Genomic DNA, 26,597 nt, shown 5'->3' with positions numbered 1-26,597 from the left:
ACGCCGAGCTCCGCTCTCGGTTGGAGGCGGCCGGTGCGGAGATCCGCCGTCGTGACGGACTGCGGGTCGCCGCCGACGCCATCGAGCGGATCGCCGTCAAGTGATCAAGGATGCAGCTCCCCGCGTTTTCTGGACCGACCAGCCCGGAGCCCCGGGGCCGTGGTCGCCGTTGCGCGGCCGTACGACCGCCGACCTGCTGATCGTCGGCGGCGGGTTCACCGGCCTGTGGGCCGCCGTCCTGGCCAAGGAGGAGAACCCGGCCTGCGACGTGGTCCTCGTCGAGGCCCACTCCATCGCGTACGGCGGGACCGGCCGCAACGGCGGCTTCATCTCCGACTCGCTCACCCACGGCCTGAGTCACGGGCTCAACCTGTGGCCCACCGAGATCGACACGCTGCTCGCGCTCGGCCGGGAGAACCTCGCGGCCATCGCCGCCTTCGCCGAGGCCCACGGCATCGACGCCGACCTCCATCTGGCCGGCAAGACCACGGTGGCGGTCGAGCCGTACCATGTCGAGGAGCTCAGACGGGCTGAGAAGCTGCACCGTGAGCACGGCGAGGACGCCGTGTTCCTCGACCTCGGCGAGATGCGGGCCGACGTCGACTCGCCCACCTACCTCGGCGGCCTCCGCGTCCGGGGGACGGGCGGCGTGCTCGACCCGGCCAAGCTCGCGTGGGGCCTCGCCCGGGTGGCAGACCGGCTCGGCGTGCGGGTCTTCGAGGGCACCAAGGTCACGGGCCTGCGGCGGGCCGGGTCCGCCGTCGAGGTCACGACCTCGGGAGCCGAGGGCGCCGCCGTGATCGGCGCCAAGCAGGTGCTGCTGGCGACCAACGCCTACCCGGCGCCCCTGCGCAGGCTGCGGAGCTTCGTGCTTCCGGTCTGGGACTACGTGCTCGTGACCGAGCCGCTGTCGCCGGGGCAGCGGGAGTCGATCCGCTGGCCGGAGGGCCAGGGGCTCACCGACGCGGGGAACCAGTTCCACTACTACCGGCTGACGGCCGACGGCCGCATCCTGTGGGGCGGATACGACGCGATCTACAACTTCGGCGGCTCCGGCGAGGAGCAGCGGGACGCCTCGCACAACCTGCTCGCCAGGCACTTCTTCGAAACGTTCCCGCAGCTCCACGGTCTGCGTTTCACCCACAGGTGGGGCGGGGCCATCGACTCGACCAGCCGGTTCACGCCGTTCTTCGGGACGGCGATGGGCGGCCGGGTCGCCTACGCCCTCGGGTACACCGGCCTCGGGGTCGGGGCCTCCCGGTTCGGCGCGCTGGCCGGCCTCGACCTGCTCGCCAGGCGATCCACCGAGCGGACGGGGCTCAGGATGGTCCGCCGCCACCCGGTGCCGTTCCCGCCGGAGCCGCTGCGCTGGCCGGTCGTGGAGTTCACTCGCCGGGCCCTGGCCCGCGCCGACGCCGACGAGGGACGTCGCGGTCCCTGGCTCCGCCTCCTCGACCGCTTCGGCATCGGCTTCGACAGCTGATCCGCCGTGATCATGCCCACAGAGAAAAGAGAACCCCATGGCAACTTTGATCAACCCCGCTGACGGGCGGCCCATCGGCGACGTGCCCGACACACCCGTGGAGGCCGTGGCGGCAGCCGTACGGACCGGGCGTGACGCCTTCGAGCAGTGGCGGGAGACGACGCCGGGGGACCGGGCGCGGGTGCTGCTGCGGCTCGCGGACCTGGTGGAGCGGGACGCGGAGGAGCTCACCCGGCTGGAGGTCGAGGAGACCGGCAAGCCCGCGGCCGTGTTCCGGGACGGCGAGCTGCCGTTCGCCGTGGACAACCTGCGGTTCTTCGCCGGAGCGGCCAGGTCGCTGGAGGGGACCGGAGCCGGGGTGCTCAGCGCCGGCTACACGTCGGTGCTGATCAGGCGGCCGCTCGGCGTCGTCGGATCGATCGCGCCGTGGAACTTCCCCTTCGTCATGGCGGTCTGGAAGGTCGGCCCGGCGCTCGCGGCCGGAAATGCGGTCGTCATCAAGCCGGCCCCGCAGACCCCGCGCACCACCCTGCGCCTCGCGGAGCTGTTCGCCAAGGCCGGGGCGCCGGACGGGCTGCTCCAGGTCGTGACGGGCGGAGCCGCCGTGGGCCAGGCGCTCGTCACCGACCCCGGCGTGGACATGGTCAGCGTCACGGGCTCCACCGAGACCGGCCGTGCCGTCATGCGGGGCGCGGTCGACGGCCTCAAGCGCGTCCACCTGGAACTGGGCGGCAAGGCCCCCGCTGTGGTGTTCGCCGACGCGGCCCTGGAGGACATGGCGGCCGGCGTCGTCATGGGCGCCACGTACAACACCGGCCAGGACTGCACGGCCGCGACCCGCGTCTACATCGAGCGGTCCCGCTACGCCGAGGCCGTCGAGGCGCTGCGCGACGCGCTCTCACGCGTACGGCCGGGCGACCCGTGGGCGGAGGGCTCCGACATCGGCCCGCTGATCTCGGCGGCCCACCGCGACCGGGTTCACGGCTTCGTGAGCAGGGCGTCCGGACGGGTCGTCACAGGCGGACAGCCCATCGACGGCCCCGGGTTCTACTACGCCCCGACGCTGATCGCCGACGCCGACCAGTCCAGCGAGATCGTGCAGGGCGAGATCTTCGGCCCGGTGCTGGTGGCCGTCCCGTTCGACGGCGAGGACGAGGCGGTGCGCCTCGCCAACGACACGCCGTACGGCCTGGCCTCCTCGGTGTGGTCCACCGACGTGTCCCGGGCGCTGCGCGTGTCGCACCGCCTGGACGTCGGCGTGACGTGGGTCAACGACCACCTGCCCATCGCGTCGGAGGCCCCGCACGGCGGCGTGAAGGGGAGCGGCTTCGGCAAGGACATGAGCCAGGAGGCCGTCCAGGAGTATTCGGCGACCAGGCACCTCATGATCAAGCACGCCGCGCCGCATGCCCGCGACTCCTTCCGTCCGGCCTGAGGACTGCGTTCGGCGGGGCGGGAGGGGCCGCATGATCACGCCGGGGGCGGGGTGGGGACGTTGCGCAGGGCCTCGCGCCGGGACAGGCCGGTGATGCCCTGGTGGTTCACGTAGCGGACGACCTCGGCGGGGTCGGTCTTGGCGTACTCGCGCAACGCCCAGCCGATGGCCTTGCGGGCGAAGAAGTCGATGTCCGACAGGCTCGGCTCGATGCACGCGTACAGCAGGCGGACGTCGGTGCGCTCCTTGAAGGCGTTCTGGCAGAGGATCGCCGTGCGACGCTTCCACAGGTCGGGATCGCGCGCCCACTTCAGCATCAGCGACCGCATCGTGTCGGGGTAGAGGCGCAGCAGGGTGCCGACGCGGTGCACGGCGATCTCGTCCACGAGGTCCCACCACGCGCCCGTGACGACCATCTCCTCGTACATCGGGAGCGTGTCGAGCGTCTGCCACGACCTGTAATGGCGGTGGCCGGACAGCTCGATCGCGGCGTACCGCTCCTCGCGGAACTCGGCCTCACGCCAGAGGTCGAGCACCGCCTCCCGCCACTCGGGAGCCGACTCCATGGGGTGCTCGGCGAACACCTGCCGCAGCGCGGCCCGCCGCGGCACGGCCGTCACCCCGAGGAACGGCATCTCGGACTTCATGTACGCCCGCATGGCGGGAGCGCGTGAGGGATCGGCGACCTCGGTCAGCGCGAGCCGTACCGCCTTGACGAGTGTCATGCCCGCTGGCTGGTCCGCTCGCCGGTCGCCAGGCCGTCGAACAGGACGGTGATGTAGTGCTCGGCGAGTCCCTCGGTGTTGAGCCGGCCGCCGGGGCGGAACCAGCGCACGGCCACCCAGATCGTGTCGCGGATCATACGGTAGGTCAGCTTGGGGTCCACGTCGGAGCGGAACTGGCCGGAGGCCTGGCCGCGCTTGATCTGCTCCACCCACATGCGCTCGACCTCGTCCTCGGCCCTGACGAGGTAGTCGAAGCGGTCGCCGGGGAGGGAGCGCAGGTAGTTCCAGTCGTTCTGCATGACCGTGATGGCCGCGCGGTGCGGCTCCAGCGTGCCGAAGCCGATCCGCACCATCTCCGACAGGATGGCGCGGGGCTCCCCGGCGTTCTCCAGCGCCACGCGGTAGCGGGCGATCAGATCCTCGAGGAAGGTGCGGAGCACCTCGTCGACGATCGTCTCCTTGGAGTCGAAATGATGGTAGAGACTTCCGGAGAGGATGCCGGCCTCGTCGGCGATCTCACGCACCGTCGTCGCCTGGAAGCCCTTGCGTGCGAAGAGTTCGGCGGCGAGCTTGACGAGGTGGTCGCGCCGCTCCGACGCCGCGCCCGTGGCGGCCGCGCGCTTGGCCTTCGCCGGGGCGGCGGTGGCGCCGGAGTTCTTTCGCTGGTTCACCTCTCCATTATGGGCCCACGAGCAAGGGCTTGTTCACATAACCGCTGCTCCGAACAACCTTCGGTATGCCTAACAAGCGCTTGGTACGATGCTGTTCATGGCTGAGGCATACATCGTGGGCGCGGTCCGCACACCCGTCGGCAGGCGGAACGGCGGCCTCGCCGCGGCGCACCCCGCCGACCTCGGGGCGCACGTGCTCCGCGCGCTCATGGACAGGACGGGCGTGGACCCGGCCGCGGTGGAGGACGTGGTGTTCGGCTGCGTCGACACCGTGGGCCCCCAGGCCGGCGACATCGCGAGGACGTGCTGGCTCGCCGCCGGGCTGCCCGAGGAGGTGCCCGGCGTCACTGTCGATCGGCAGTGCGGCTCGTCGCAGCAGGCCGTCCACTTCGCGGCGCAGGCCGTGCAGAGCGGAAACGCGGACCTCGTCGTGGCAGGGGGCGTGCAGAACATGAGCATGGTGCCGATCGCCTCCGCCATGACCGCCGGAGGCCACTCCGAAGGGCCGTTCAGCGGATCGCACGGCTGGCGGGCGAGGTACGGCACGCAGGAGGTGTCCCAGTTCCGCGGCGCGGAGATGATCGCCGCCCGGTGGGAGATCTCCCGAGAGGACATGGAGGCGTTCGCCTACGCCTCCCACCGGCGCGCGATCGCCGCCGCCGACGAGGGCCGGTTCGACCGCGAGATCGCCCCTTACCTGGGCGTGACGGCCGACGAGGGGCCCCGCCGGGACACGACCCCGGAGAAGATGGCCGCGCTCGGGACGCTGGTCGACGGGGGACGGCTCACGGCGGCCGTCTCCTCCCAGATCTCCGACGGCGCCGCAGCGCTCCTGATCGCCTCAGAGGAGGCGGTCCGCGTCCACGGCCTCACCCCGCGCGCCCGGATCCACCACATGTCCGCCCGGGGCGCCGATCCGATCATGATGCTTTCCGCGCCCATCCCGGCCACCGCGCACGCGCTGCGCAAGGCGGGGATGAAGATCGACGACATCGACGGCGTGGAGATCAACGAGGCGTTCGCGCCGGTGGTGCTCGCCTGGCTCAAGGAGACGGGCGCCGACCCGGCCACCGTCAACCCGAACGGCGGGGCGATCGCGCTCGGCCACCCGCTGGGCGCGACCGGGGCCCGGCTGATGACCTCCCTGCTGCACGAGCTCGAACGCACCGGAGGCCGGTACGGCCTGCAGACGATGTGCGAGGGCGGCGGCCAGGCCAACGTCACGATCCTCGAATCCCTCACATAGGCCGTGATCATGTAAGGCCGTGATCATGCGCAAAACAGCCGCCACAGGGCCGCGTTCTTGGGCAGGATCGAAGCTATGGCGAAATTGGGCTATCCGTTTACTTTGGGGGTGGCCTCGGGGGAACCGTTACCCGACGGCGTGATCCTGTGGACCCGTCTGGCCCCCGAGCCGCTCCACCCCACCCGGCCCGGCGGCATGCCCAACCAGGCGATGGCCGTACAGTGGCAGCTCGCCGAGGACGAGGCGTTCGCCCGGGGGGTCCAGTCCGGTACGGCGTCCGCGCAGCCCGACTGGGCCCACAGCGTGCACGTCCGCGTGACGGGCCTGCGACCGGGCGCCGAGTATTTCTACCGGTTCTCCATCGACGGCCACACCAGCCAGGTGGGCCGCACCAAGACCGCCCCCGACCCGGCCTCGACGGCCCCCGTCCGGTTCGGCGTCGTCTCGTGCCAGCGCTACGAGCACGGGTTCTTCACCGCTCTGCGCCATCTGGCCGACGAGCGTCCCGACGTGATCCTGCACCTCGGCGACTACATCTACGAGTACGGCAAGCCGGCCCACCCCAAGGCCGGCCGGTACGTGCGGCCGCTGGAGTCCGAGGCCGAGTGCAGGACGCTCGGCGACTACCGCAACCGCTACGCCCGCTACCGCATGGACGCCGATCTCCAGGCGGCGCACGCCGCCGCGCCGTGGATCGCGATGCCGGACGACCACGAGGTCCGGGACAACTACTCCGGCGCGCTGCCCGGCGACGGCACCAGCCCCGCCGCGTTCCTCAAGCGGAGGGCCGCCGCCTTCAAGGCGTACTACGAGCACCTGCCGCTGCGCGTCCGGCCCAGCGGCTCCAGCCTGCAGAACCACCGCTGGCGGCCGTACGGGCGGGTCGTCGACTTCGTGCTCGTGGACGCCAGGCAGCATCGCGAGGGCCGCGACATGCTCGGCCCCGAGCAGGAGCAGTGGCTCGCCGCGCGGCTGAAGGGCGCGACCGCCCGGTGGAAGGTCCTCGCGCAGGCGGTCTTCTTCGCCCCGCGCAAGTTCCCCCTGGAGCCTCCCAGCACCGACGCCTGGGACGGGTTCCCCGAGTCCCGCGCGCGCGTGCTGGCCGAGGCCCCCGACGGCCTCGTCGTGCTGAGCGGAGACGTCCACAACGGCTGGGCCTGCGACCTGCGCGCCGACTGGGCCGACCCGGCGTCCAAGGCGCTCGGCGTGGAGTTCGTCGGGACGTCCGTGACCAGCATGCCCGCGATGACGGACGCGAGCGCCATCCTGCCGCTGAACCCGCACATCGCCTTCTTCGACAACCGCAGGGGCTATCTGTCCTGTACGGCGAGCATGGAGGACTTCCAGACCGACTACAGAGTGGTGGATTTCGTCGACCGGCCGGGGGCACCGGTCTCGACGGCGGCGGGCTTCCGGGTCAAGGGCAACAAGCTCCAACGAACTGATCTGTAAAATCCAAGGTCAACCCTCTGGCGAATAGGAAAGTTTCCTATTAGATTTCGGGCATGCCTGACCGCTGCCCTGTGTGGCCTGCCCACCCCACCACAGCATGAAGCGAAGCCCTGGCCTGCTCCGGCTGGCCGACACGGTCCTCCTTCCCGGCTTCGTGGGGACGAACGCTCCCGACTGGGTGCGACGCCGGCTCGCCGACGGCCTCGCCGGTGTGGTGCTCTTCTCCAGGAACGTCGACACCCCGGCCCAGCTCGCGGGCCTCACCGCGGCCCTGCGCGCCGAGAACCCGGACATCCTCGTCGGCATCGACGAGGAGGCCGGGGAGGTCACCCGCCTGGAGGCCCGCACGGGCAGCTCCCGGCCTGGGAACTACGCGCTCGGCGTGGTGGACGACGAGGAGCTGACCGAGCAGGTCGGCCGTGACATCGGCCGGGACCTCCGCGCCGCCGGGGTCAACATCGACTTCGCCCCCGCCGCCGACGTGAACAGCAACCCGGACAACCCGGTGATCGGCCTGCGGTCGTTCGGCGCCGACCCCTTACTGGTCGCCCGGCACACCGCCGCCTGGATCCGCGGCCTGCAGTCGGCCGGAGTGGCCGCCTGCGCCAAACACTTCCCCGGGCACGGCGACACGTCGGTGGACTCGCACCACAGCGTCCCCCGCGTCACAGTCTCCAGGGAGGAGCTGGCCGAGGTCGAGCTGTGGCCGTTCCGGTCCGCCATCCGGGAGGGCGTACGCGCGATCATGACGGGCCATCTGCTCGTCACGGCGTACGACTCCGACCTGCCCGCGACGCTCAGCCCGCGCATCCTCACCGACCTCCTCAGGACCGAGCTCGGCTTCGACGGCCTCGTCGTCACCGATGGCATCGAGATGGCCGCCGTGGCCGGGGTCTACGGCCTGGGCGGCGCGAGCGCGCTCGCCATCGCGGCCGGGGCCGACTCCATCTGCGTCGGCGGGGAGAACTCCGACGAGGCCACGGTGGAGCTCATCCGCAACACCATCGTGGACGCCGTGGCGGAGGGCAAGCTGACCGAGGACCGGCTCGCCGAAGCCGCCGTCCGGGTGCGGGCGCTCGCCTCCTGGCAGGCCGGGGCGGCCGACGCCGCCGGCTCACGGGAGATCGGCCTCGCCGCCGCCCGCCGTGCCGTACGGGTCACCCGCCACCCCGGCGCGGCGGCCGTGCTTCCCCTGGCGGCGGCCCCGCACGTGGTAGAGCTCGCCCCCGAGACGAACCTGGCCATCGACAAGGGCATGCCGTGGGGCACCGGAGAGCCGCTGAGCAAGCTGCTGCCCGGCACGACGGTTACCCGCCTGCGCGAGCCCGAGGCCATGGACGGCGCCCCCGACCGCGCGCTCGGCGACGCGGCGGACCGGCCGCTGGTCATCGTCGTGCGGGACGCCCACCGCCATCCGTGGCAGATGCACGTCCTCGAACGCATGCTCTCCGTCCGGCCGGACGGCGTCGTCGTGGAGATGGGCCTGCCGGGCCGTACGGACCTGGGCGCCGTCCACATCGCCACCCACGGCTCCGCCCGAGTGTGCGGCCAAGCCGCAGCCGAGATCCTCACCGGCCTCCAGGAGGAATGACCCCCCGTCGGGCTGGGGCAGGTGCCGTTTCACAGACGGGCGAGCCCGTTGAGTACGGCTGTCGCCTCCGCCATGATCCGGTCGATCAGCTCCGCGCAGGTGGGCAGGTCGTCGATGACCCCGACCACCTGCCCGGAGGCCAGCACACCGAGGTCCGCCCGGCCGTCCACCATGGCGGCTTTGAGCAGCATGGGCGTGTTGGCCGCCTGGAGCACCTGCGCCCACCCGAGGTCTCGCCCGCGCCTCATGCGGCGGCCTTCCCGTAGCATGCCGGCCCACGACATGCCGCTGAGCCGTCTGAACCGGGCGGCGTTGAGGACCGCGCGGAGCAGCCGCAGCCGCGACCGCTCCAGCGACTCCACGAACGGCGTGCGCAGCACCCGGTGCGGCACGCCGTCCACCCGGGTCGTGACCAGCGTGTCCGCCGTGCCCAGGTAGAGCTTCTTGACCTCGTCGGGCACGGGCGAGTCCGAGGTCAGCAGGAACCGGGTGCCCATCGCGATCCCGGCGGCGCCGTACGCGAGGGCGGCCGCCAACCCCCGCCCGTCGAAGAAGCCGCCGGCCGCGACGACCGGGATATCGACGGCATCGACGACCTGTGGCAGCAGCAGCGTGGTGGGAATCGCGCCGGTGTGCCCGCCGCCCTCTCCGCCCTGCACGATCACCGCGTCCACGCCCCAGGCGGCGACTTTCTCCGCGTGCCTGCGCGCCCCGACCGAGGGGATCGTCACCACCCCCGCGTCCCTGAGGCGGCTGATCAGGTCGCGGCGGGGGGCCAGAGCGAAAGACGCGACCCGGACGCCTTCGCGGATCATCACGTCGACCCGTTCGGCGGCGTCGTCCGCGTCCGACCTGATGTTCACTCCGAACGGCGCGTCCGTACGCTCCTTCACCGCCCGGATGGCGGCGGTCATCTGGTCGACCGGCATCGTGGCCGCCGCGATGACGCCCAGTCCGCCCGCCCTGGAGGTGGCGGCCGCCAGCCGGGCGCCCGCGACGTATCCCATCCCGGTCTGCACGATCGGGTGCCGGCACCCCGCGAGATCGGTCAGCGCCGTCCTCACGCCCGGACCTCTCGCTCGCGCAGGTCGCCGGGGTCGAGGATGTCGCGGATGATGTGGAGCTCTTCCGTGGTGGGCAGGCGGGTCTCGGGCACCTGGTCCGGGACGATGAGCGGGAATCCGGTGTTGCCGGCGACGTCCGCCACGCTTACTCCGGGATGGACCGAGACCAGCCGCATGAGGCCCCCGTCGAAGTCGAGCACGCACAGGTTCGTCACGACGCGCCGCAGCTCGTGGTGGCGCAGCTTGTGGTGGCGTAGCTCGTGGTGGCGCAGCGAGCCCGCCCGGTCGTGACCCACGCCGCTCACCATGTCGACCTTGGGCACGAAGACGCGGGTCGAGTGCCTGGGGATCCAGTAGCTCGTCGGGTTGCACACCGTGTTGCCGGGCGCTCCGCGCACGCCGAGGAGTTGCGACGTCGGCCGCGCCCAGTCGCCGATGCAGGAGATGTTGGTGTTCCCGTGCCGGTCGATCTGCGAGGCGCCGAGCATGACGTGGCGTCGCCCGTGTAGCACCAGCCACAGATGGTCGCGGAACGGCAGCCAGCCCTCGATCACCTCGGGGTCGGCCCCGAGCGGCGGGACGTCGCCGGTCAGCAGGCACGTCCCGTCCGTGGTGATCAGGTCGGGCTCGAAGGTCAGCCGGGCCAGCCGGGCGGCGAGCACCGTCACCGCGCCTCCGACCCCCGCCGCGAGGATCTCCCCGTCGCCCCGGAACGCCTCCGCGCAGGCGACCACGCACACTTCCGCCCTGGAGGCGTTCACCTGGCCACCCACCGCGTGAACTCGCGCCAGGACTCGCGCCAGGACTCGGGGGAGGCCGCCGCGGCCACGTAGGCCCTCTGGAACTCCTCGTCACGGCCGTAGTCGGGCTCGCAGGACGTGAAGTGGGCTCCGCCGGGCGCCTCGACGACGCCCGTGACCATCGACCGGCTCACCAGCAACGACTGCACCGGACCCTCCTTCAGCAGGTCGGCCGTGTCCACAAGCCGCTCGCACGAGACGTAGCACCGGTCCGCGGCCTTGGCGTACAGGTCGTCGAAGTACGGGTCGGGGCCGAGATATTGGGCGTTTCCCCGCCGGTCGGCCCGGTTCAGATGGATGAGCGCCACGTCCATGGTGAGAGCCGGCACGGCCACCAGCTCCTCCCCGTCCTCGTAGGGCGAGCGCACGGTCCGCAGTGACGGGTTGACCCGCATCACGTCGGAGCCGAGGCCGGCCCTCGTCGGCAGGAACGGCAGCCGATGGGCCGCCGCCAGCAGCCCGAACATGAACATGCCCTCGTCGTACTCCACGAACTCGATCGCCCCCGCCTGCCGCGCGGCGCGGAAGTGCGGCTCCAGGGGGATCGAGTCGAGCGTCACGAACGGCGCGACGACCTTGCGCGCCTTGCCGTACGCGCAGAGCAGGCCCACGTCGGCTCCGCCGTACGAGATGATCGTGAGATCCGTCAGCCCGGACCGGAGGATGCCCTTGACCAGCGCCATCGGCTTGCGCCTCGACCCCCAGCCGCCGATGCCGATGGTCATGCCGCTCTCCAGCGAGCCGACGACCTCCTCCACCGACATGACCTTGGACATGGGGTTTGTCATCGGTCTCCCTTCACGAAGGCGTCCCTGTGCCTGTCGCCCGCGCCCATCAGGTTGAGCTCGAAGGTCAGGCCCTGCTCGAACCGGTAACTGCGCTTCACGTCGATCGGGTCGATGCCGTTGAGCGACTCCTTGGCCCTGCGGATGACGTAGGGATCCTTGGCGGCTATCCCCTCGGCGATCTCGAGCGCGGTGTCCCTGAGCCGGTCGCGGGGGACCACGCTGAGCACCGAGCCGTGTTTGTGGAGCTCCGCGGCCGTCGCCGTCCGGCACGTGTACACCATCGCGCGCACCAGATGCGGCGGCACCAACCTGGCGAGGTGGGTCGCCGCACCCAGCGCGCCCCGGTCGACTTCCGGCAGCCCGAAGTACGCGTCGTCGCTCGCCACCACGATGTCCGCGTTGCCGGCCAGGCCGACGCCACCGCCGAGGCAGAACCCGTGGACGGCCGCGATCACCGGCACCTCGCATTCGTAGACCGCCGCGAACGCCGCGTAGCAGCCCCGGTTGGCCGCGACGAGCGTCTCGAAGCCGTCGGCGCGCTGCATCTCCTTGATGTCCACGCCCGCGTTGAAGCCGCGGCCCTCGCCGCGCAGCACGACGACCCGCGTCGCCGCGTCGCGCCCGGCCCGCTGTACGGCTTCCGCCAGCTCGAACCAGCCGCGAGCGGTCAACGCGTTGACCGGTGGGACGTCCATGACGATCTCGACGACCCCGGCAGTCCCCGCTTCTCCGACGACTGAGATGCCCATCGCGCCCTTTCCTTCTAACCTAACGCTTGCTTGGTACGGTAGCATGGGCGAGTGGTGACGTACGACTACACCGGCCGCGTAGTGCTCGTGACAGGCGGCACGAAAGGCATCGGCGCCGGGATCGCCGCGGCCTTCCGCGACGCCGGAGCCGAGGTCGTCGTCTGCGCCCGTAAACAGCCCCCGGCGAGCGCGCCCCCGGGCGGCTCACTGAAGACCCCTCCGGACGTTTCCCCGGACACTCCCTCTGACGGCCGGCCAGTCGGTCTCTCTGGGGGCCTGTCGGCTGGTCCCCTGAATGGCTCCCCGCGCGGTCCCCGGTTCGTCGCGGCTGACGTCCGCGACCCCGCCGACGTCGACCGGCTCATCGGTGCCATCGAGGAGGCGTACGGCAGGCTCGACGTGGTGGTCAACAACGCGGGCGGCTCGCCGTACGCACCGGTTGCGGACACCTCCTCGCGGCTGCACGCGCGCGTCATCGAGCTCAACCTGACCGCGCCGCTGCTGGTCTCACAGCGCGCCCACCCCCTGCTCGCCGCGAGCGGCGGGGCCGTCGTCATGATCGGCAGCGCCAGTGGGGTCCGGCCGTCACCCGGGACCTCCGCGTACGGCGCGGCCAAGGCCGGCCTGCACCATCTGGCGGCCTGCCTCGCGGCGGAGTGGGCACCCCAGGTTCGGGTGAACACCGTGGTCGTCGGGCTGGCCGAGACCGAGAACGCGGCCGAGCACTACGGCGGCGCGGCAGGGATGGCTCGGACCGGCGCCGCCATCCCCGCCGGCCGGATGGCCCGCCCGGAGGACGTCGCGGCGGCCTGCCTCTGGCTCGGTGTGCCGTCCTATGTGACAGGTGCCCAGGTTCTCCTACACGGAGGTGGCGAGATCCCCGCATGGCGAGTGGACGCCTGAGTTAGGCCTGACGACTGGTTCCTTGATCATCTCCTCGGTTTGCGGGCCGCAACTGGCCGGGCCGGGTCCGGGCGGCCGTCGCGCCGACCAGGTTGACTCCCCTGACCGCCTCAGCGATGACATGTCCGTAGCATTGTTCGCTGATGACAGGAGATGGGAGCTCGATGAAGGTCGCGTACGTCACGTCCGCCGATCCGGTTACCCGGTTCGACAACGAGCGGGAGATCGCCCTGGCCGCCTGGCTCGGGGCCGGCATCGAGGGCACACCGGTGGTGTGGGACGACCCGCGGGTCGACTGGGCGTCGTTCGACGCGGCCGTCGTCCGTTCGGCCTGGAACTACATCGATCGCCGAGATGATTTCGTGGCATGGGCGCACCGGGTCGAGACGGTCACGCGGCTGTTCAACCCGGCGTCCGTGATCGCGACGAACACTGACAAGACCTACCTGCGCGAGCTCGGTGTGCCGATCGTCCCGACCCATTGGGCCGAACCTGGAGCCGGAGAGGGAGCGGTTAAGGAGCTTCCCGTCTGGGACGAGTACGTCGTCAAACCGACGATCTCGGCGGGGGCGCGCGACACAGTCAGGACCGCTGACCGTGAGATCGCGGAGGCCCACGCGGCCAAGCTCCTCGACGCCGGCCGGGCGGTCATGGTGCAGCCCTACATCGAGGCGGTCGAGCACGAGGGGGAATTGTCCCTGCTCTACTTCGGCGGCCAGTTCAGCCACGCGGTGCGGCGGCACCCGATGCTGAGCGGTACCGAGATCACCGCGGAAAACCAGGCTTCCCTGCGCGATCCGGACGACGACCAGTTCGCGGTCGCCGAACTTGTGCTGAGCAAGGTGCCGGAGAATCTCCTGTACGCCCGGGTCGATCTAGTCCGGATGCCTGACGGCGAGCCCGTGCTGATGGAGTTGGAGCTGACCGAGCCGTATCTGTTCCTCCGTTACGAACTGGATGCCCCCAACCTCTTCGCCCGCGCATTGGCCGACAGTCTCTGACCTATAGGGCTGATGGCGCCAATTCGTTTGGCATTACTGTTTCGGCTGCTACGGCAGCCGCGCGGATTCGCGAATCTGGCCGCCGTAGGTTGATTCCTGCGATGTCCCGGCAGGAGGAGCAAATGGACGACCACCGCCGTGATCTGTCAGGTGTGCAGAAAGCTGACAATCACGCGGTGGCCGCGTTGGTAAGAGTAGAGCACATGGCTCCTCCCTGTCTGCGCTCTCGGCTAGATGACGCGATCGGCCGATAGTCGGCAGGTTCGAAGATGCATTAACCGTGCTTATGCAAAGAACGGCATCGAGAGCAGAAAATAGCCTCCTGAGCGGGCAGGCACACGCAACACAGGGCATCCCAGTCGGAGATGGTGGATTTAGAAACCATGCTCAACAACGGTCGCGCTCGTAACCGAGGAATCGGTGGAGTGGGGTCGCGTTCCAACGGGACACCGTGCCCAGGCGTAGGGGGTGCATGGAGAAGTGGCGAGTGGACCCAGATCGGGCAATCCACGGTCAGAAGAGGGTCAGCGGCTCGGTCGGCATGGGGTCGGGCAGCGGCTCGATCTCTGGCAACAAGCGGTTGAGCGTGAGTACCATGCGGCATCATGACCGAAACGCAGCCCGTGATCCGGCAGGTCTCTTCCCGCATCGTCTACAACAACGCGTGGATGACGGTACGAGAGGACAGGATCGAGCATCCTGATGGCTCGCCCGGCCTGTACGGGTACGTGGTAAGGCCCGACTTCGTCCTGGTCATTCCACAAGAGGACGACGGCTTTCACATCGTGGAGGAATACCGGTATCCGATCGGCCGCCGTTCCTGGAGTTTCCCGCAAGGTACGGCGGAGGCCGACACGCGCGAGGACGAGGCCCGGCGCGAGCTGAGGGAGGAGACCGGACTCCGTGCGGCGCGGCTGTGCCTTCTAGGCCGGATGGACAACGCCCACGGGATGACCGATCAAGGGCTTCACGTGTATCTGGCCACAGGGCTCACCCACGGGCAGGCCAACCGCGAACACAGCGAGCAGGACATGCGCCAGCGCTGGGTGCACCGCACGGAGTTCGAGCAGATGATTCTCAGCGGTTCGATCACCGACTCGTCTTCCATCGCCGCCTACATGCTCTGGCTGCTCCAGCGAAGCTAACCGCGTCGTCTCTGTGCCTGGATTCCATGCTGGCGGCTCCCCCGAGCACCTGCACGCCCTCCGCGAATACATCGACGTCATGCGCGGCCACCCGGCAGCGCTCGGGCTCGGCGGTCCACGAACGCGGGATGTACAACTCCCGGTCCACCGCCGCGTGGCCGCGACGGCCCGCGTAGACGAGGTAGACGGCGACCTGCGAGTTCTCGATCCTGCCGCGGTGCCGGTGTACTGGCACTGGACGCCGACCGTGTGCGTGCCCTTCTTCACGTCCCCGGTCACACACCGATGATCAACGGTGGCCGCAGCCGTCTCCTCACCGGCCCCCGCCAGCAAGATCACGATTTATGGCTGGAGTATTAGGCAAGCGCCCGCCGTACGGCGTCGGCCGGGTCGGCGGCCTGAACCGGGCCGGGAACAGGGTTCCCGGCGGCGTCGAGGATGCGCCAGCCACCGAGTGTGATCAATGGGATGCCGCCGCGCTGGGCGAGGGCCAGCTCGGAAAGCGTTCCCCACGAGCCGCCGACGACGATGACCGCGTCCGCGGCGCGGACGATTAGGGCGTTACGCGCCTCGCCCATGCCGGTGGGGATCGCGACCGTGAGATCAGGGCTCGAACCGACGCGGTCGCGGCCGGACAGGATGCCGACCACTATCCCTCCGGCCTCGCGGGCGCCCGCCGCTACGGCGGCCATCACCCCGCCGTAGCCGCCGCACAGAACGACGGCGCCGTGCTCGGCGAGAAGGCGGCCGACCGTCCGGGCCGTCGCTGCCTCCTCCGGCGTGCAATCGCCCGGCCCGCACACCGCGACCTGCGTCATGGCGGGATTCTAGGCATGACTCGGCGGCCCAGCCGCCAAGCTCTCCACGATCAGAGGGGAGAAGCCGCGTCAGCCGGCACCGCGCCGGCACCGGCGGTCCGGCAAGCGCGAGCTCACTGAAGGAGCACCCTGTCACATGATCAGGGAACTCACCCTAATGCGCTCGGCGGCGTCGGGAGCCTGCCTGACGCCGGCTTGATACGCGGGGGCCCAGGCGCCGCGGTTGGTGATGTCCGGACCGAACGCCTCGATCGCCTCGGCGTCCGGAACCAGCCGTACGACCATCCTCTCGCCTGCCGCGACGCCGTTCGTGCCAGACATGTGCGCCATCGGCTCGGCGACGATCAACACACCCGCGTCACCCGCCAGATCGACGTTGATCCCGGCTCTGAGAGCACCGTCGATGTAACGACGCCCGTCGATGGTGATCGGGGGAGCGGTCCCGGGGAAGGCGATGCCGGCGGCCACGGCCTCGGGCAGCGATGCGGCGCCGTACCGGTCCCAGATCACCGCCTCGCCGGTCTCGGCGTCCACCGACGGGATCAGCAGCGGCCGGTCCGGCCATTCCACTCCGCCGACCAGGAACCGCATGCGGGCGATGGCCGCCTCCTCGCCGCCGGTCAAGGCGGTGACGGCGAGCCGGCCGATCCGGCGAAGGGCTTCGGCTCGCTCAAGCCCGGTATCGCCGAGCGTCGCGAACACTTCCGCGAGTCTCTCCGGATCAGTCCGGACGCCGTCCTCGGGATCGGTCGGCTCGGGCAGCGTGGCGAGCCGGTCGAGGTCTCCGCCACTGGCCAGGATCGCCCCCACGATCGCGCCCGCCGACGTTCCCACGATCAGATCGGCCGCGCCCAGGTCCACCCCCTCGCGGCGCAGCCCCGCCGCCAGTCCGGCCAGCCACGCCGTACCGACCGGGCCGCCAGGACCAAGGACGACTGCGCTCTCCACCGTCACTGGCCGGCCTCCTCAAGTGGGATCTCCTCAAGTGCGATCTCCTCAAGTGCGATGTCCCGAGCGTAGAAGCCCGGCTGGTCCGGGTGGATGTTGTAGGCGACGATCCGGCGCGGGTGGATGCGGATGAAGCCGCCGCTCACCTGCTCGCCCGGTGGTGCGGCCGGCGACGCCGACGCCGCCTCCGCCCGACCCCGGATCTCCAGGAAGCGCACGCCAGAGGCCCCTTCGCCGACCACGTCGTCGACCACGAAGGACACATCCGGGTGGACCTTGATGTTGCGGAACTTCGCCGACGACTCCATCCCGAAGCCGTAGATATCGATCGTGCCGAGCTCGGTGTTGTGGTGGAATCCGACGGGCTTGTTCTGCGGGGTGCCGCCGGGCGCGACAGTCGCCAGCCGTCCGCGTTGCTGAGAGGCCAGATACGTTTCTTCAGCAGTGTTGAAAGCCATGGCCAGACCCTAGAAAGGATCACCTCCACTCGCATCGGCCTTAAGCCCGACCGTCTTCGGGACGACAGACCTAGGGCTCGCAGCCGGCCCCGAAAGCGGACCGGTCAGCCGTGGGTGGTGATGCCGCCGTCTACGGGGATCAACGCGCCGGTGAGATAGGCGCCGGCGCGGGAGGCCAGGTAGATGGCCGCGCCGGCCATGTCGTCGGGCCTGCCGATCCTGCCGAGGGGGATGCCGCTCTCGATCGCGCCGCGCATGTCCGGGTCGTCCAGGGCGAAGGCCATCATCTTGGACTCGAACGGGCCGGGCGCGATGGCGTTGACCGTGATCGACTCTCGGGCGAGCTGGTGGGCCAGATGCCGGGTGAGCATGTGCACCGCTGCCTTGGCCGCCGAGTACGCGTAGTTCTCCATGAAGGGGACGCGGATCCCGTCGACGGAGCCGATGTTGATCACTCGGGCCGGGTCGTCGGCCGACGCGGCGGCGCGCAGCAGAGGCAGGAACCGGCGCGTGAGGAAGAAGACGCCCTTGACGTTGATGTCCCAGAGCTTGTCGAAGGCGTGCTCGGGATACTCCTCCAGTGGCGCGCCCCAGCTCGCCCCGGCGTTGTTGACCAGGACGTCGAGCCGGGTCTCCCGTGCCGCCACGGCCTCGACCAGGGCCTGGACCCCTTCAGGGGTGGACAGATCGGCCTGTACGGCGTGGCAGCCCAGCTCGGCGGCCGTGGCCTCCAGCTCGTCCTTCTTGCGTGAGGAGATGTAGACCGTGGCGCCCGCGTCGAGGAATCCGGTCGCGATCATCCGGCCGATTCCGCGCGAGCCGCCCGTGACGACGACCGTCTTGCCTTCCACCGAGAACAGAGTCATGCCCAGAGCATACCGACCGGTCGGTTCCTGGATCTCCCGGAGCGTCTCTCAGGGATGCTGGCTGGACACGGAGACGACCTCGCCGGTCATGTACGACGAGTAGTCGCTGGCCAGGAAGACGATCACGTTCGCCACCTCCCACGGCTCGGCGCCCCTGCCGAACGCCTCTCTGGAGGTCAGCTCGTTGAGCAGTTCGTCGCTCGTCACCTTGGCCAGGAAGGGATGCATCGCCAGCGACGGGGCCACCGCGTTGACCCGGACGCCATGGGGAGCGGCCTCCAGTGCCACGCATCTGGTCAGCGCCATCACGCCGGCCTTGGCCGCCGCGTAGTGCGCCTGGCCCTTCTGGGCCCGCCAGCCGATGACGGAGGCGTTGTTCACGATCACGCCGTGTCCTTGCGGGATCATCTGCCGCAGGGCCGCCCTGGTGCAGCGCATCGTGCCGTTCAGAGTTACGTCGATGACGGCGTGCCACTGCTCGTCGGTCATCTCGGCCAGCTCAGCCGTACCGCCCAGGCCCGCGTTGTTGACCACCACGTCGATCCGGCCGTGGGCCTCGGCGACGGCGTCGAACAGGGCGAGCACCTGAGCCTCCGAGGTCACGTCGCACGGCACGGCGAGTGGCTTGACGCCGGTGAGGCCGGTCAGCGACTCGGCGGCCTCCTCCAGCCGCCGCTGATGCCGGTCGGAGATCACGATCGTGGCGCCCTCCTCGGCGCATCGCCTGGCGGTGGCATAGCCGATTCCCGCGCCCGCCGCGGCCGTCACCAGCGTGACCCTCCCGTCCAGCAGCCCATGTCCTCGCGGGTAACCCGGTGTCATGTCGCCTCCTAGGCTCTGGGCAGGCCGAGGGTGCGTTCGGCGATGACGGTGCGCTGGATCTCGCTCGACCCGGCGTAGATCGTGTCGGCCCGGCTGAACAGGTAGAGCCGTTGCAGGGCGTTCAGGTCGTACGGCTCGCCACGCGCCACCAAACCCTCCCTGCCCTGGACGGCCTGGGCCAGCTCGCCAAGCGTGCGGTGCCACTCCGACCAGTACAGCTTGGCCACGGACGTGACGCCCCGCAGGGCGTTCAGCCGCATGATCTCCAGCTCCAGCCAGCACCGGACCAGCCGGTCCCTGAACACGGGGTCGTCGATCGCGCCCGTCCGCCGGGCGGTGTCGATGACCGCCGCGAGTTCCCGCGTGAAGCCGATCTGCTGGCCCAGGGTGGAGACGCCTCGTTCGTAGCCGAGGGTGGCCATCGCGACCCGCCAGCCTTCGCCCGGCCTGCCGAGGATGTTGGCGGCCGCCGTACGGGCGCCGTCGAAGAAGACCTCGTTGAACTCGCTCGTCCCGGTCATCTGGACGATCGGCCGGACCTCGACGCCGGGTTGCCGCATGGGGACGAGCAGGTAGGACAGGCCCGCGTGCCGCTGAGACCCCGCCTCGGTACGGCAGAGCACGAAGCACCAGCCGGCCACATGGGCGAGCGAGGTCCACACCTTCTGGCCGGTGACCACCCACTCGCCGCCGTCGAGGACGGCCCGGGTCCGGACGCCCGCGAGATCGGAGCCCGCGTCCGGCTCCGAGTAGCCCTGGCACCACAGCTCCTCGCCCCGCTGGATGGGCGGAAGAAAACGGTCCTTCTGCTCCTCGGTGCCGAAATCCAGAATGGTGGGGCCGATCAGGGTCTCGCCGATGTGGCCGACCCGGGCGGGGGCGTCCGCCCTGGCGTACTCCTCGTGGAAGACGACCTGCTCGTCGAGGCCCGCGTCGCGCCCGCCGTACCGCTTGGGCCAGCCGAGGCAGGTCCAGCCCGCGGCGCCGAGGTGACGCTCCCACGCGAGCCGGAGCTCGTGGCCCTCGTGTTCGCGGCCGGGCCCGCCGAGGCCCCTCGCGTCGGCGAACCTTCCGGTCAGGTTGGCCTCCAGCCACTCCCGGACCTCGTCGCGGAAGCTCTGAAGGGTCATGCGTGGAAACGCCCGTATCCGCCGCGGAAGAAGACGAGGGGCCCGCCGTCCTCGTGTTTGTCGAGCTGGTGGACCTTGGCCACGACGATCACGTGGTCGCCCGCGACGTGCTCGTTCTCCACGGTGCAGTCGAGCCAGGCCAGGGCGCCGTCGAGGACGGGGCCGCCGCCGGGGGAGCGGGTCCAGGACAGGCCGGCGAACTTGTCGCCGCCGATCGTGGCGAGCTGCGCGCAGACCTGCTGCTGGTGCTCCGCGAGCACGTTGACGCACAACGAGCCGGCCGCCTTGAGACGCGGCCAGCTCGTGCTGGTGTGGGCGACGCAGAACGCGACCAGGGGAGGATCGAGGCTGACCGACGTGAACGAGTTCGCGGCGAGCCCGCACGCCTTCCCGGTCTCCGGGTCGATCGCGGTGATGGCCACCACGCCCGTGGCGAACCTGCCGAGGATGTTCCTGAAGTGGTGTCCGTGCACGGTTGGGATCCTCTTGGCGCCGTCATGGCCGCGCAGCCGGGCCACCGGGGTGCTCATCGTGCGCTCGCCTCCTCAGTCGGTCCGTCCCGCCATACTAACAAGCGCTTGCTTGGACGGTAGAGGGATCCCCCAAATATCTTCCAAGGCGGTGTCGTAGGTCTCGCATTCCCCAATGCTGAGTAATGCGGCCATTGACACGCATCCGCACCAGTGCCCTAGCGTGGGGTTATGACCAAGCGATTGCTGGGTATCCGGGATCGCGCGGCCGTCGCCGGCGTGGGCTACACCGCCTTCTCCAAGGACTCCGGGGTCAGCACGCTGACTCTGGCCTGCGAAGCCGTCCTGGCCGCGCTCGGCGACGCGGGCCTGGAGGCCGGCGACGTGGACGGCCTCGCCACTCACCGCGTCGGCGACTCGGCGCCGCCGTCACTGGTCGGCCCGGCGCTCGGCCTCCGCCCGCCCGCGTGGTACCTCGACCAGTTCGGCGGCGGCAGCGTCTCGCACTCCGTCGTCGGCCAGGCCGCGCTCGCCGTCGCGTCGGGGGTCGCCGAGACCGTCGTCTGCTACCGCGCCATCAACGCCCGCTCGGAGTTCCGGATGGGCGGCACCGGACGGCCGCTCCCCACCAGTCCCGAGGTCCAGTACCAGGCGCCGTACGGCTACGTCGCCCCGCCGCAGATGTACGCGATGTACGCCCGCGCCCACATGACGAAATATGGCACTAAGGCCGAGCATTTCGGGGAGCTCGCGGTCGCCCAGCGGGCCAACGCGGTCAAGAACCCCCGCGCGCTGATGCGCACCCCCATCACCCTCGACGACTACCTGGGCAGCCGATGGATCGCCGAGCCGTTCCGGCTGCTCGACTGCTGCCTGGAGACCGACGGCGCGTGCGCGCTCATCGTCACCACCGCCGAGCGGGCGCGAGACCTGCGCAGGCCGCCCGTCCTCATCTCCGCCGCCGCCTGGGGCGGCGGCCACTCCGCGCTCTCCGGCGAATCCACCGACGTCACCGTGACCAGCGCCGCCGAGCTCGCCCCCCGCCTGTACGGCATGGCCGGGGTGGGGCCGCGCGACATCGACGTCGCCCAGATCTACGACTGCTTCACCTACTCGGTGATCGTGCAGCTCGAGGACTACGGCTTCTGCGCCAAGGGGGAGGGCGGGCCGTACGTCGCGGAAGGGCACACGGCGCTCGGCGGCCGGCTGCCGGTCAACACCCACGGCGGGTTCCTCTCGGAGGGCTATGTCCACGGGATCAACCACATCGCCGAGGCCGTCTCCCAGCTCCGGGGCGACGCGGGCGACCGGCAGGCGCCCGGCGCGGAGGTGGCCCTGTCCACCGCGCAGCCGGGTTACGTCCTCGCGGCGACCTCCGCCCTGATCCTCAGAAAGGGGTGACGGCATGAGCATCATCCGTCCGATCCCGGACCGCGACTCGGCCGCCTGGTGGGCGCGGGCCGCCCGGCACGAGTTCGTCCTGCAGGGCTGCGACGCCTGCGGCACGCTCCGCTTCCCGGCCCGCGCCTACTGCCATGCCTGCCGTTCGAAGGACTGGAGCTGGCGGCCGGTGGAGCCCACCGGGACGATCGAGAGCTGGATCGTCACCCACCAGGCGTTCACCCCCGGAGCCGCGACGCCGTACGTCGTGGTGATGGTCCGGCTCACCGCCGCCCCGGACTGCGTGATGTACGGCAACTGGTGCCGCGGCCGGGAGCCCCATCCCGGGGAGCTCGTCCAGGCGTCGTTCACGTACGTCGACGAGGAGCTGTCCCTGATCAACTGGCGGCCGGGGACAGAGTGAGGCCCGCGAAGCCGGGGGCGATTACGGTGCGGCGTCCTGGCGGGCGTGGGGGACCCGCCAGGACGCGCACCGCCCCGGCGTGAGGCTTCGACCCCGGCGAGGGTTGGGGTCGAAGCCTCGTCTAATCGCGCGGAGTCTCGGGGGACCAGCCGTCATCCTCGGACGGCTGCTCCGGCGTGCGGTAATGCCGCATGATCAGGCGGGTCGCGCCATCGGGGTCGTCGGCCGGATGGGTGACCACCAGGTCGCCCTCGTTCCAGACGAAAGACCCGTGCTTGCACCAGACAGTCAGCTCGGTCGATACCGACAGCACTGACATGCCATTCCCGTTGCTCTGGTAGGTGTGGGTGAATCCCTGCCGGTGCAGGGCGTAGCGGAGCATGCGCGTCGCCTCGCAGGGATCGCGCCATGGCAGGTACGGCGTGCCCGCACGGACCGCTAGCACCGACTCTCACCGCCCATTGGATGGATTTGTACCAACGTTTGGATAATGCGCGGCCCGAGCCGGTCGGGTCAAGAGGTTGTTCCTTGCCAGACCGAGATCCTCTAGATTTGTTGGAACAAAAGGGTAGATTGAGGAAAGATGGCACGATCATCGCTCTACCAGCAGGTGGCCGCCGAGGTGCGGAGAGCCATCTACACGGGGGCGCTCGGGCCAGGCGACCAGATCCCGACCGAGACCGACCTCATGGAGGCGCACGGCGTCAGCCGCAACACGGTACGGCTGGCACTGGGCGAGCTGGAGAACGAAGGTCTCATCCTCCGGATGCGCCGGCGCGGGACGTTCGTCCGTGAGCGCCGCCCCCTCCTCATGCGCCCCCAGGACGAGTTCCGCCCGCTGGACGAGGTGCATCCGCTGAACGCGGGCGAGCCCCGCTTCGACTCTTTCGTGCACGCGGTCACCTCGGAGGGCCGCCGGGCCGACCAGAACATCCAGGTCTCGATCGTCGAGCCGCCGGAGGACGTCGCGACCCGGCTCGCGCTCACCGACAAGGCGCTCGCCGTCGTCCGCCGCAGGCTGCGGTTCGTGGACGGCCAGCCGTACAACACCTATGACTCGTACTTCCCGTTGGATCTCGTCGGAGACTCAGAGATCGCCCGGCCGGGGGACATCAAACGCGGGGCCAACCGCGTGCTGGAGGAGCTCGGACATCCGCAGGTCAGAGTAATTGACGATATTTCGGCACGTATGCCAACTCCTGATGAAACGTTGCAACTTCAGCTGGAACCAGGTACGCCAGTTGTCGTTTATGTCCGAGTTGGGTACGACCGGGACGACACGCCGGTGCGTGTCGCCGTGTCGGTGCTCCCCGCCGACAAGCACTTGATCAGATACGAGCTGGAACGTCATTGACCGAACACGGATAACCCCTCTCCGGAGGGGTCGTCTCTGGCTGTGTATCCGCCGCGAGCGATCACCATGCCACGCTCGGGCGCCCTAGTGCTGCTTTCCCCGCTGTCTGACGTGTAGGCCCGTGCGCCATCGCGTCGTCACTCTCCGTGTTCACATCGACTCCCTTTGCTCTCGCTCGGATCGAAAGGACTCTCCCGTGCCCGTGAACAGCCTCACGCTTCGCTCCGCCACATCAGGCGACCTGCCCACCGTGCTCACCCTGCTCGCCGAGGCGGCCAAATGGCTGAACTCCCTCGGCGTACGGCAGTGGCCGGCCGGCGGCTTCCCCGCCGAGCGCATCGAGCCGCTCATCCAGGAAGGCGTGCTGTACCTGCTGGACGACGGAACCGACCCCGTCCCGGCCGCCACCGTGGCGCTGGACGGCCACGCCGACCCCGAGTTCTGGACCGGGTCCGACCAGCCCGGTGACGCGTTGTACGTTCACAAGCTCGCCGTCAGCAGGGCCTACTCCGGACAGGGTCTCGGCGAGGCCCTGCTCGACTGGGCCGGGCTGCGCGCCGCGGCCGAAGGGCGGCGCTGGCTGCGCCTGGACTGCTCGAAGGACAACGACCGCCTCCAGGCGTACTACCGCACGCTCGGGTTCCGGCACGTCCGCACGGTCGACCTTCCGCACCGCGCCTCGGGGGCCCTCTTCGAGCGCGGCGCGTCTGGGGCGCTCATCACGTCAGAGGCGCTTCTCGACCGCCCGGCCGGAGCGCGTACGCATGGCCGCGTTCTTGACATCATTCCCGACAAGGAGTTGATCGAGGCCTGAACAGGGCGGATGCCGCACGGCGTCGCAAACGGACCCGATACTGTTCACTTCATGACCGGATCTCTCCTTGAAGTGATCGCTCTGGACGTTCGCGACGCCGTGGCCGCCGAGGAGGGTGGGGCGGATCGCCTGGAGGTCGTATCGGACATCGGCTCAGACGGCCTCACCCCCTCGGCGGAGCTCGTCGCGGCTATCTCGAAGGAGTGCGGGCTGCCGCAGATGGTCATGTTGCGCCGCAACGCCGGGTTCACCGTCACGCCTGAGGAACTGGACCGGCTGCGCAAGGAGGTCAAGGAGCTGTCCGAGGCCGGCGCGGCCGGTTTCGTCTTCGGGTTCCTCTCCGCGGACGGCTCGGTCGACCGGGACGCGACCGACGCGCTCATCCACGCCGTCTCGCCCCTCCCGTGGACGTTCCACCGGGCCGTGGACCACGCTGCCGACGTCCAGGCGGGCTGGCGTGCCGTACGGCTCCTGCCGAACCTCGCCACCGTGCTCACGGCGGGCTCGGCGGAGGGGGTCGGCAGCGGCCTGGCCGTGTTACGCGCCCGGGCGGAGGCGGGAGACGCCCCGCTGGTGCTGGCCGGGGGAGGTCTCAAGCGGGAGCACGTCCCCGTCCTGCTCGACTACGGCGTCCGGGCCTTCCACGTAGGCAGTGCCGTACGGGAGTCGTGGAGCGACCCCGTGGACCCGGCACGCGTCCGCGAATGGCGCCGCCTCGTCGACCTCGCCTGACTCAGGCCAGCGCCTGACTCAGCACAGCGCTTGACTCAGCACAGCGCTTGACTCAGCACAGCGCCTGACTCAGCACAGCGCCTGACTCAGCACAGCGCCTGACTCAGCACAGCGCTTGACTCAGCACAGGGCGTGGTCGGCTCGGGCGAGGGCCGCGACGAGCGTCTTGATGGTGGCGGGTTCGTCCAGGACGCCGCCCACCCCCTCGCGCTGCTCCTCCCAGGCGCGGACCCGCTCCAGATAGTCCTCGTAGAGGGCGAGGTGGAAGGCGTAGACCGTCGCGTAACGGCTGATGAGATGCGACGGGTGCATGTCCCAGCCCTGGTAGTAGCCATTCGAGAGGGAGTGGCGGACCAGGGCGGAGTGCCGCCGCAGCAGGCCGTTCACGTCCTCGGCCGATTCGGAGGCGGGCGCGGCGGCCAGCGAGCCGTCCGACAGCTCCACGCCCGTGCCGGCGAAGACCGTCTGCATGACGTTCCGCGCGTAGTCGCACGCGGGGTGGTCGAGCCGCTGCTCGTGCGGCGGCAGCCCGATCGCCGCGGTGTAGTCGAACACCCCGAAGTGCGCCGCGGCCAGCCGTCCCCCGAGTGACGCGACCAGGTCGGCCGACCGCTGGAGCATCAGCACGGTCTGCGGCGCCTCGACCTGCATCTCGAACCTGAGCGTGCGCGGTTCGAAGCCCAGCGCCGTCTCCAGAGCCTCCAGGCAGCGCACGAACTGCCCGAGATGGGCCTCGACGAGCACCTTGGGAAAGGTCACCGTGAAGCCCCTCGGCAGCTCTCCGGCTCGCTTGACCACGGCGGTGAGGAAGCCGTCCAGGGCCCGGACCGACCGTTGCGGGTCTCCGTCCGCGAACGACTTGACCCGCAGCCCCCATCGCCGGGGCAGGGTCTGCGCCGCGCGCATCGCCGCGATGGCCGCCGCCGCGCTCTCGACGTGCCCGTCTTCCTCGCTCTGATCGCGAACGCCGTACCCGTCCTCGAAGTCGACCCGCAGGTCCTCGATCGGCTCGACCGCGAGCTTCTTCCTGAGCCGGTCGTGCACGGGTGTCGCCAGGTCGGCGTCGAGTTCGAACAGCGCGGCCAGCTCCGTGGGCGTGAACAGGTGCTTGTGCAGCAGCTCCGTGGCCGCGTGCCCCCAGTCCGAGACGACGCGCTCCGTCACCTTGTCGGCGGGGACGTAGACCGTGTGCACCGGCTGCCAGGCGATCTCGCGAGGCGGGCCCGGCTCCAGTTGGTCGAGTCGTGCCTCCCGATCGAGGAGCCTGTCCAGTCCCGTCAGAGTCGTCTCCATGCCGACGATCCTCGCAGACCCCACCTGCCTACGAC

28 protein-coding genes and 2 pseudogenes are annotated in these 26,597 nt (G+C 70.3%); 14 read left to right on the top strand and 16 right to left on the bottom strand.

Features of this window, described 5'->3' with window-relative positions; translation table 11 throughout:
- The first annotated feature begins 100 nt into the window (after nt 1-100).
- Both ABH927_RS08630 and ABH927_RS08625 read left to right on the top strand, forming a co-directional pair.
- A complete protein-coding gene (locus ABH927_RS08630) occupies nt 101-1,483 on the top strand; it encodes an NAD(P)/FAD-dependent oxidoreductase (protein ID WP_370019674.1) in 1,383 nt (460 codons plus the stop codon).
- 37 nt (nt 1,484-1,520) lie between these two features.
- Nucleotides 1,521-2,918 (top strand): aminobutyraldehyde dehydrogenase, encoded by a 1,398-nt coding sequence (locus ABH927_RS08625; RefSeq protein ID WP_370019673.1) that lies wholly within the window; start codon nt 1,521-1,523, stop codon nt 2,916-2,918.
- A 35-nt stretch (nt 2,919-2,953) separates the two neighbouring features.
- Here the strand turns inward: ABH927_RS08625 and ABH927_RS08620 are convergent, their stop codons facing one another.
- Together ABH927_RS08620 and ABH927_RS08615 are read right to left on the bottom strand one after the other, a co-directional pair.
- Nucleotides 2,954-3,643, bottom strand: a complete 690-nt coding sequence (locus ABH927_RS08620) for a DNA alkylation repair protein (RefSeq protein WP_370019671.1) — start codon at nt 3,641-3,643, stop codon at nt 2,954-2,956.
- On the bottom strand, nt 3,640-4,314 hold the full coding sequence (locus ABH927_RS08615) for a TetR/AcrR family transcriptional regulator (protein WP_370019669.1): 675 nt from the start codon (nt 4,312-4,314) through the stop codon (nt 3,640-3,642). Before ABH927_RS08615 ends, ABH927_RS08620 begins: the two co-directional genes overlap by 4 nt.
- Nucleotides 4,315-4,411: 97 nt before the next feature.
- Between ABH927_RS08615 and ABH927_RS08610 the strand changes: the two genes are divergently transcribed.
- From ABH927_RS08610 to ABH927_RS08600, 3 genes are all read left to right on the top strand, one after another.
- Nucleotides 4,412-5,560, top strand: coding sequence for an acetyl-CoA C-acetyltransferase (locus ABH927_RS08610; RefSeq protein ID WP_370019667.1), 1,149 nt, complete (start codon nt 4,412-4,414; stop codon nt 5,558-5,560).
- 108 nt (nt 5,561-5,668) lie between these two features.
- Nucleotides 5,669-7,012, top strand: coding sequence for an alkaline phosphatase (locus tag ABH927_RS08605; protein ID WP_370019665.1), 1,344 nt, complete (start codon nt 5,669-5,671; stop codon nt 7,010-7,012).
- Nucleotides 7,013-7,109: 97 nt separating this feature from the next.
- A complete protein-coding gene (locus ABH927_RS08600) occupies nt 7,110-8,603 on the top strand; it encodes a glycoside hydrolase family 3 protein (RefSeq protein ID WP_370019664.1) in 1,494 nt (497 codons plus the stop codon).
- Between the two features lie 29 nt (nt 8,604-8,632).
- On the opposite strand, the gene ABH927_RS08595 is transcribed toward ABH927_RS08600, so the two are convergent.
- From ABH927_RS08595 to ABH927_RS08580, 4 genes are read right to left on the bottom strand one after another with little or no spacing between them, the layout of a single operon-like run.
- The gene (locus tag ABH927_RS08595; protein WP_370019662.1) at nt 8,633-9,667 is read right to left on the bottom strand and encodes an NAD(P)H-dependent flavin oxidoreductase; all 1,035 of its coding nucleotides are present in this window, start codon (nt 9,665-9,667) and stop codon (nt 8,633-8,635) included.
- Nucleotides 9,664-10,428 (bottom strand): CoA-transferase subunit beta, encoded by a 765-nt coding sequence (locus ABH927_RS08590; RefSeq protein WP_370019660.1) that lies wholly within the window; start codon nt 10,426-10,428, stop codon nt 9,664-9,666. Before ABH927_RS08590 ends, ABH927_RS08595 begins: the two co-directional genes overlap by 4 nt.
- Nucleotides 10,425-11,255: a CoA transferase subunit A gene (locus ABH927_RS08585; protein ID WP_370019659.1), complete on the bottom strand. Its 831-nt coding sequence runs from the start codon at nt 11,253-11,255 to the stop codon at nt 10,425-10,427. Before ABH927_RS08585 ends, ABH927_RS08590 begins: the two co-directional genes overlap by 4 nt.
- Entirely contained in the window at nt 11,252-12,004 is a 753-nt protein-coding gene (locus ABH927_RS08580; RefSeq protein ID WP_370019657.1) for an enoyl-CoA hydratase family protein, read from the bottom strand. Before ABH927_RS08580 ends, ABH927_RS08585 begins: the two co-directional genes overlap by 4 nt.
- A gap of 51 nt (nt 12,005-12,055) precedes the next feature.
- On the opposite strand from ABH927_RS08580, the gene ABH927_RS08575 reads away from it, so the two are divergent.
- From ABH927_RS08575 to ABH927_RS08565, 3 genes are all read left to right on the top strand, one after another.
- Nucleotides 12,056-12,907 carry an SDR family oxidoreductase gene (locus tag ABH927_RS08575; RefSeq protein ID WP_370019655.1) on the top strand — a complete coding sequence of 284 codons (852 nt, stop codon included), beginning with the start codon at nt 12,056-12,058 and terminating at the stop codon, nt 12,905-12,907.
- Between the two features lie 164 nt (nt 12,908-13,071).
- Nucleotides 13,072-13,908: a RimK family alpha-L-glutamate ligase gene (locus ABH927_RS08570; protein ID WP_370019654.1), complete on the top strand. Its 837-nt coding sequence runs from the start codon at nt 13,072-13,074 to the stop codon at nt 13,906-13,908.
- A 605-nt stretch (nt 13,909-14,513) separates the two neighbouring features.
- Entirely contained in the window at nt 14,514-15,053 is a 540-nt protein-coding gene (locus ABH927_RS08565) for an NUDIX domain-containing protein (RefSeq protein WP_370019653.1), read from the top strand.
- Between the two features lie 85 nt (nt 15,054-15,138).
- On the opposite strand, the pseudogene ABH927_RS08560 reads toward ABH927_RS08565, so the two are convergent.
- From ABH927_RS08560 to ABH927_RS08525, 8 genes and pseudogenes are all read right to left on the bottom strand, one after another.
- A pseudogene (locus ABH927_RS08560) lies at nt 15,139-15,329 on the bottom strand (transposase); the annotation flags it as partial.
- Nucleotides 15,330-15,409: 80 nt separating this feature from the next.
- A complete protein-coding gene (locus ABH927_RS08555) occupies nt 15,410-15,871 on the bottom strand; it encodes a TIGR00725 family protein (RefSeq protein ID WP_370019651.1) in 462 nt (153 codons plus the stop codon).
- Between the two features lie 132 nt (nt 15,872-16,003).
- The gene (locus ABH927_RS08550) at nt 16,004-16,825 is read right to left on the bottom strand and encodes a patatin-like phospholipase family protein (RefSeq protein ID WP_370019650.1); all 822 of its coding nucleotides are present in this window, start codon (nt 16,823-16,825) and stop codon (nt 16,004-16,006) included.
- A complete protein-coding gene (locus ABH927_RS08545) occupies nt 16,822-17,277 on the bottom strand; it encodes a PPOX class F420-dependent oxidoreductase (RefSeq protein WP_370019648.1) in 456 nt (151 codons plus the stop codon). The genes ABH927_RS08550 and ABH927_RS08545 overlap by 4 nt, the downstream gene beginning before the upstream one ends.
- Nucleotides 17,278-17,381: 104 nt before the next feature.
- Nucleotides 17,382-18,143, bottom strand: a complete 762-nt coding sequence (locus tag ABH927_RS08540; RefSeq protein ID WP_370019647.1) for an SDR family oxidoreductase — start codon at nt 18,141-18,143, stop codon at nt 17,382-17,384.
- Between the two features lie 48 nt (nt 18,144-18,191).
- Entirely contained in the window at nt 18,192-18,965 is a 774-nt protein-coding gene (locus ABH927_RS08535; RefSeq protein ID WP_370019645.1) for an SDR family oxidoreductase, read from the bottom strand.
- 8 nt (nt 18,966-18,973) lie between these two features.
- Entirely contained in the window at nt 18,974-20,095 is a 1,122-nt protein-coding gene (locus tag ABH927_RS08530) for an acyl-CoA dehydrogenase family protein (protein WP_370019644.1), read from the bottom strand.
- Nucleotides 20,092-20,625, bottom strand: a complete 534-nt coding sequence (locus ABH927_RS08525; protein WP_370019643.1) for a flavin reductase family protein — start codon at nt 20,623-20,625, stop codon at nt 20,092-20,094. Before ABH927_RS08525 ends, ABH927_RS08530 begins: the two co-directional genes overlap by 4 nt.
- A 171-nt stretch (nt 20,626-20,796) precedes the next feature.
- Here ABH927_RS08525 and ABH927_RS08520 point away from each other — a divergent pair, with 171 nt between their 5' ends.
- Both ABH927_RS08520 and ABH927_RS08515 read left to right on the top strand, forming a co-directional pair.
- On the top strand, nt 20,797-21,966 hold the full coding sequence (locus tag ABH927_RS08520; protein ID WP_370019642.1) for a thiolase C-terminal domain-containing protein: 1,170 nt from the start codon (nt 20,797-20,799) through the stop codon (nt 21,964-21,966).
- Between the two features lie 4 nt (nt 21,967-21,970).
- Nucleotides 21,971-22,369: a Zn-ribbon domain-containing OB-fold protein gene (locus ABH927_RS08515; RefSeq protein ID WP_370019641.1), complete on the top strand. Its 399-nt coding sequence runs from the start codon at nt 21,971-21,973 to the stop codon at nt 22,367-22,369.
- 121 nt (nt 22,370-22,490) lie between these two features.
- On the opposite strand, the gene ABH927_RS08510 is transcribed toward ABH927_RS08515, so the two are convergent.
- Nucleotides 22,491-22,814: a hypothetical protein gene (locus ABH927_RS08510; RefSeq protein WP_370019639.1), complete on the bottom strand. Its 324-nt coding sequence runs from the start codon at nt 22,812-22,814 to the stop codon at nt 22,491-22,493.
- 138 nt (nt 22,815-22,952) lie between these two features.
- Between ABH927_RS08510 and ABH927_RS08505 the strand changes: the two genes are divergently transcribed.
- From ABH927_RS08505 to ABH927_RS08490, 4 genes and pseudogenes are all read left to right on the top strand, one after another.
- Nucleotides 22,953-23,723, top strand: a complete 771-nt coding sequence (locus ABH927_RS08505) for a GntR family transcriptional regulator (protein ID WP_370019638.1) — start codon at nt 22,953-22,955, stop codon at nt 23,721-23,723.
- Nucleotides 23,724-23,919: 196 nt separating this feature from the next.
- A complete protein-coding gene (locus ABH927_RS08500) occupies nt 23,920-24,537 on the top strand; it encodes a GNAT family N-acetyltransferase (protein WP_370019637.1) in 618 nt (205 codons plus the stop codon).
- A gap of 51 nt (nt 24,538-24,588) precedes the next feature.
- On the top strand, nt 24,589-25,269 hold the full coding sequence (locus ABH927_RS08495) for a copper homeostasis protein CutC (protein ID WP_370019636.1): 681 nt from the start codon (nt 24,589-24,591) through the stop codon (nt 25,267-25,269).
- Nucleotides 25,270-25,272: 3 nt separating this feature from the next.
- A pseudogene (locus ABH927_RS08490) lies at nt 25,273-25,320 on the top strand (EspF repeat-containing protein); the annotation flags it as partial.
- A 69-nt stretch (nt 25,321-25,389) separates the two neighbouring features.
- Here the strand turns inward: ABH927_RS08490 and ABH927_RS08485 are convergent.
- Nucleotides 25,390-26,562 carry a DUF6986 family protein gene (locus ABH927_RS08485; protein ID WP_370019635.1) on the bottom strand — a complete coding sequence of 391 codons (1,173 nt, stop codon included), beginning with the start codon at nt 26,560-26,562 and terminating at the stop codon, nt 25,390-25,392.
- Nucleotides 26,563-26,597 lie beyond the last annotated feature (35 nt).

This window comes from Planotetraspora sp. GP83 (assembly GCF_041262585.1).
In the GTDB taxonomy this organism is placed as follows: domain Bacteria; phylum Actinomycetota; class Actinomycetes; order Streptosporangiales; family Streptosporangiaceae; genus JAOEGB01.
Note: the sequence above shows the minus strand (reverse complement) of the source record. Positions and strands in the feature narration are given on the sequence as shown.

Coding starts and splice junctions, on each gene's coding strand:
- ABH927_RS08610 (WP_370019667.1), top strand. CDS start 4,412: ATGGCTGAGGCATACATCGTGGGCGCGGTCCGCACACCCGTCGGCAGG.
- ABH927_RS08540 (WP_370019647.1), bottom strand. CDS start 18,143: ATGACTCTGTTCTCGGTGGAAGGCAAGACGGTCGTCGTCACGGGCGGC.
- ABH927_RS08580 (WP_370019657.1), bottom strand. CDS start 12,004: ATGGGCATCTCAGTCGTCGGAGAAGCGGGGACTGCCGGGGTCGTCGAG.
- ABH927_RS08565 (WP_370019653.1), top strand. CDS start 14,514: ATGACCGAAACGCAGCCCGTGATCCGGCAGGTCTCTTCCCGCATCGTC.
- ABH927_RS08530 (WP_370019644.1), bottom strand. CDS start 20,095: ATGACCCTTCAGAGCTTCCGCGACGAGGTCCGGGAGTGGCTGGAGGCC.
- ABH927_RS08515 (WP_370019641.1), top strand. CDS start 21,971: ATGAGCATCATCCGTCCGATCCCGGACCGCGACTCGGCCGCCTGGTGG.
- ABH927_RS08625 (WP_370019673.1), top strand. CDS start 1,521: ATGGCAACTTTGATCAACCCCGCTGACGGGCGGCCCATCGGCGACGTG.
- ABH927_RS08535 (WP_370019645.1), bottom strand. CDS start 18,965: ATGACACCGGGTTACCCGCGAGGACATGGGCTGCTGGACGGGAGGGTC.
- ABH927_RS08570 (WP_370019654.1), top strand. CDS start 13,072: ATGAAGGTCGCGTACGTCACGTCCGCCGATCCGGTTACCCGGTTCGAC.
- ABH927_RS08525 (WP_370019643.1), bottom strand. CDS start 20,625: ATGAGCACCCCGGTGGCCCGGCTGCGCGGCCATGACGGCGCCAAGAGG.
- ABH927_RS08495 (WP_370019636.1), top strand. CDS start 24,589: ATGACCGGATCTCTCCTTGAAGTGATCGCTCTGGACGTTCGCGACGCC.
- ABH927_RS08485 (WP_370019635.1), bottom strand. CDS start 26,562: ATGGAGACGACTCTGACGGGACTGGACAGGCTCCTCGATCGGGAGGCA.
- ABH927_RS08600 (WP_370019664.1), top strand. CDS start 7,110: ATGAAGCGAAGCCCTGGCCTGCTCCGGCTGGCCGACACGGTCCTCCTT.
- ABH927_RS08505 (WP_370019638.1), top strand. CDS start 22,953: ATGGCACGATCATCGCTCTACCAGCAGGTGGCCGCCGAGGTGCGGAGA.
- ABH927_RS08585 (WP_370019659.1), bottom strand. CDS start 11,255: ATGACAAACCCCATGTCCAAGGTCATGTCGGTGGAGGAGGTCGTCGGC.
- ABH927_RS08620 (WP_370019671.1), bottom strand. CDS start 3,643: ATGACACTCGTCAAGGCGGTACGGCTCGCGCTGACCGAGGTCGCCGAT.
- ABH927_RS08545 (WP_370019648.1), bottom strand. CDS start 17,277: ATGGCTTTCAACACTGCTGAAGAAACGTATCTGGCCTCTCAGCAACGC.
- ABH927_RS08555 (WP_370019651.1), bottom strand. CDS start 15,871: ATGACGCAGGTCGCGGTGTGCGGGCCGGGCGATTGCACGCCGGAGGAG.
- ABH927_RS08520 (WP_370019642.1), top strand. CDS start 20,797: ATGACCAAGCGATTGCTGGGTATCCGGGATCGCGCGGCCGTCGCCGGC.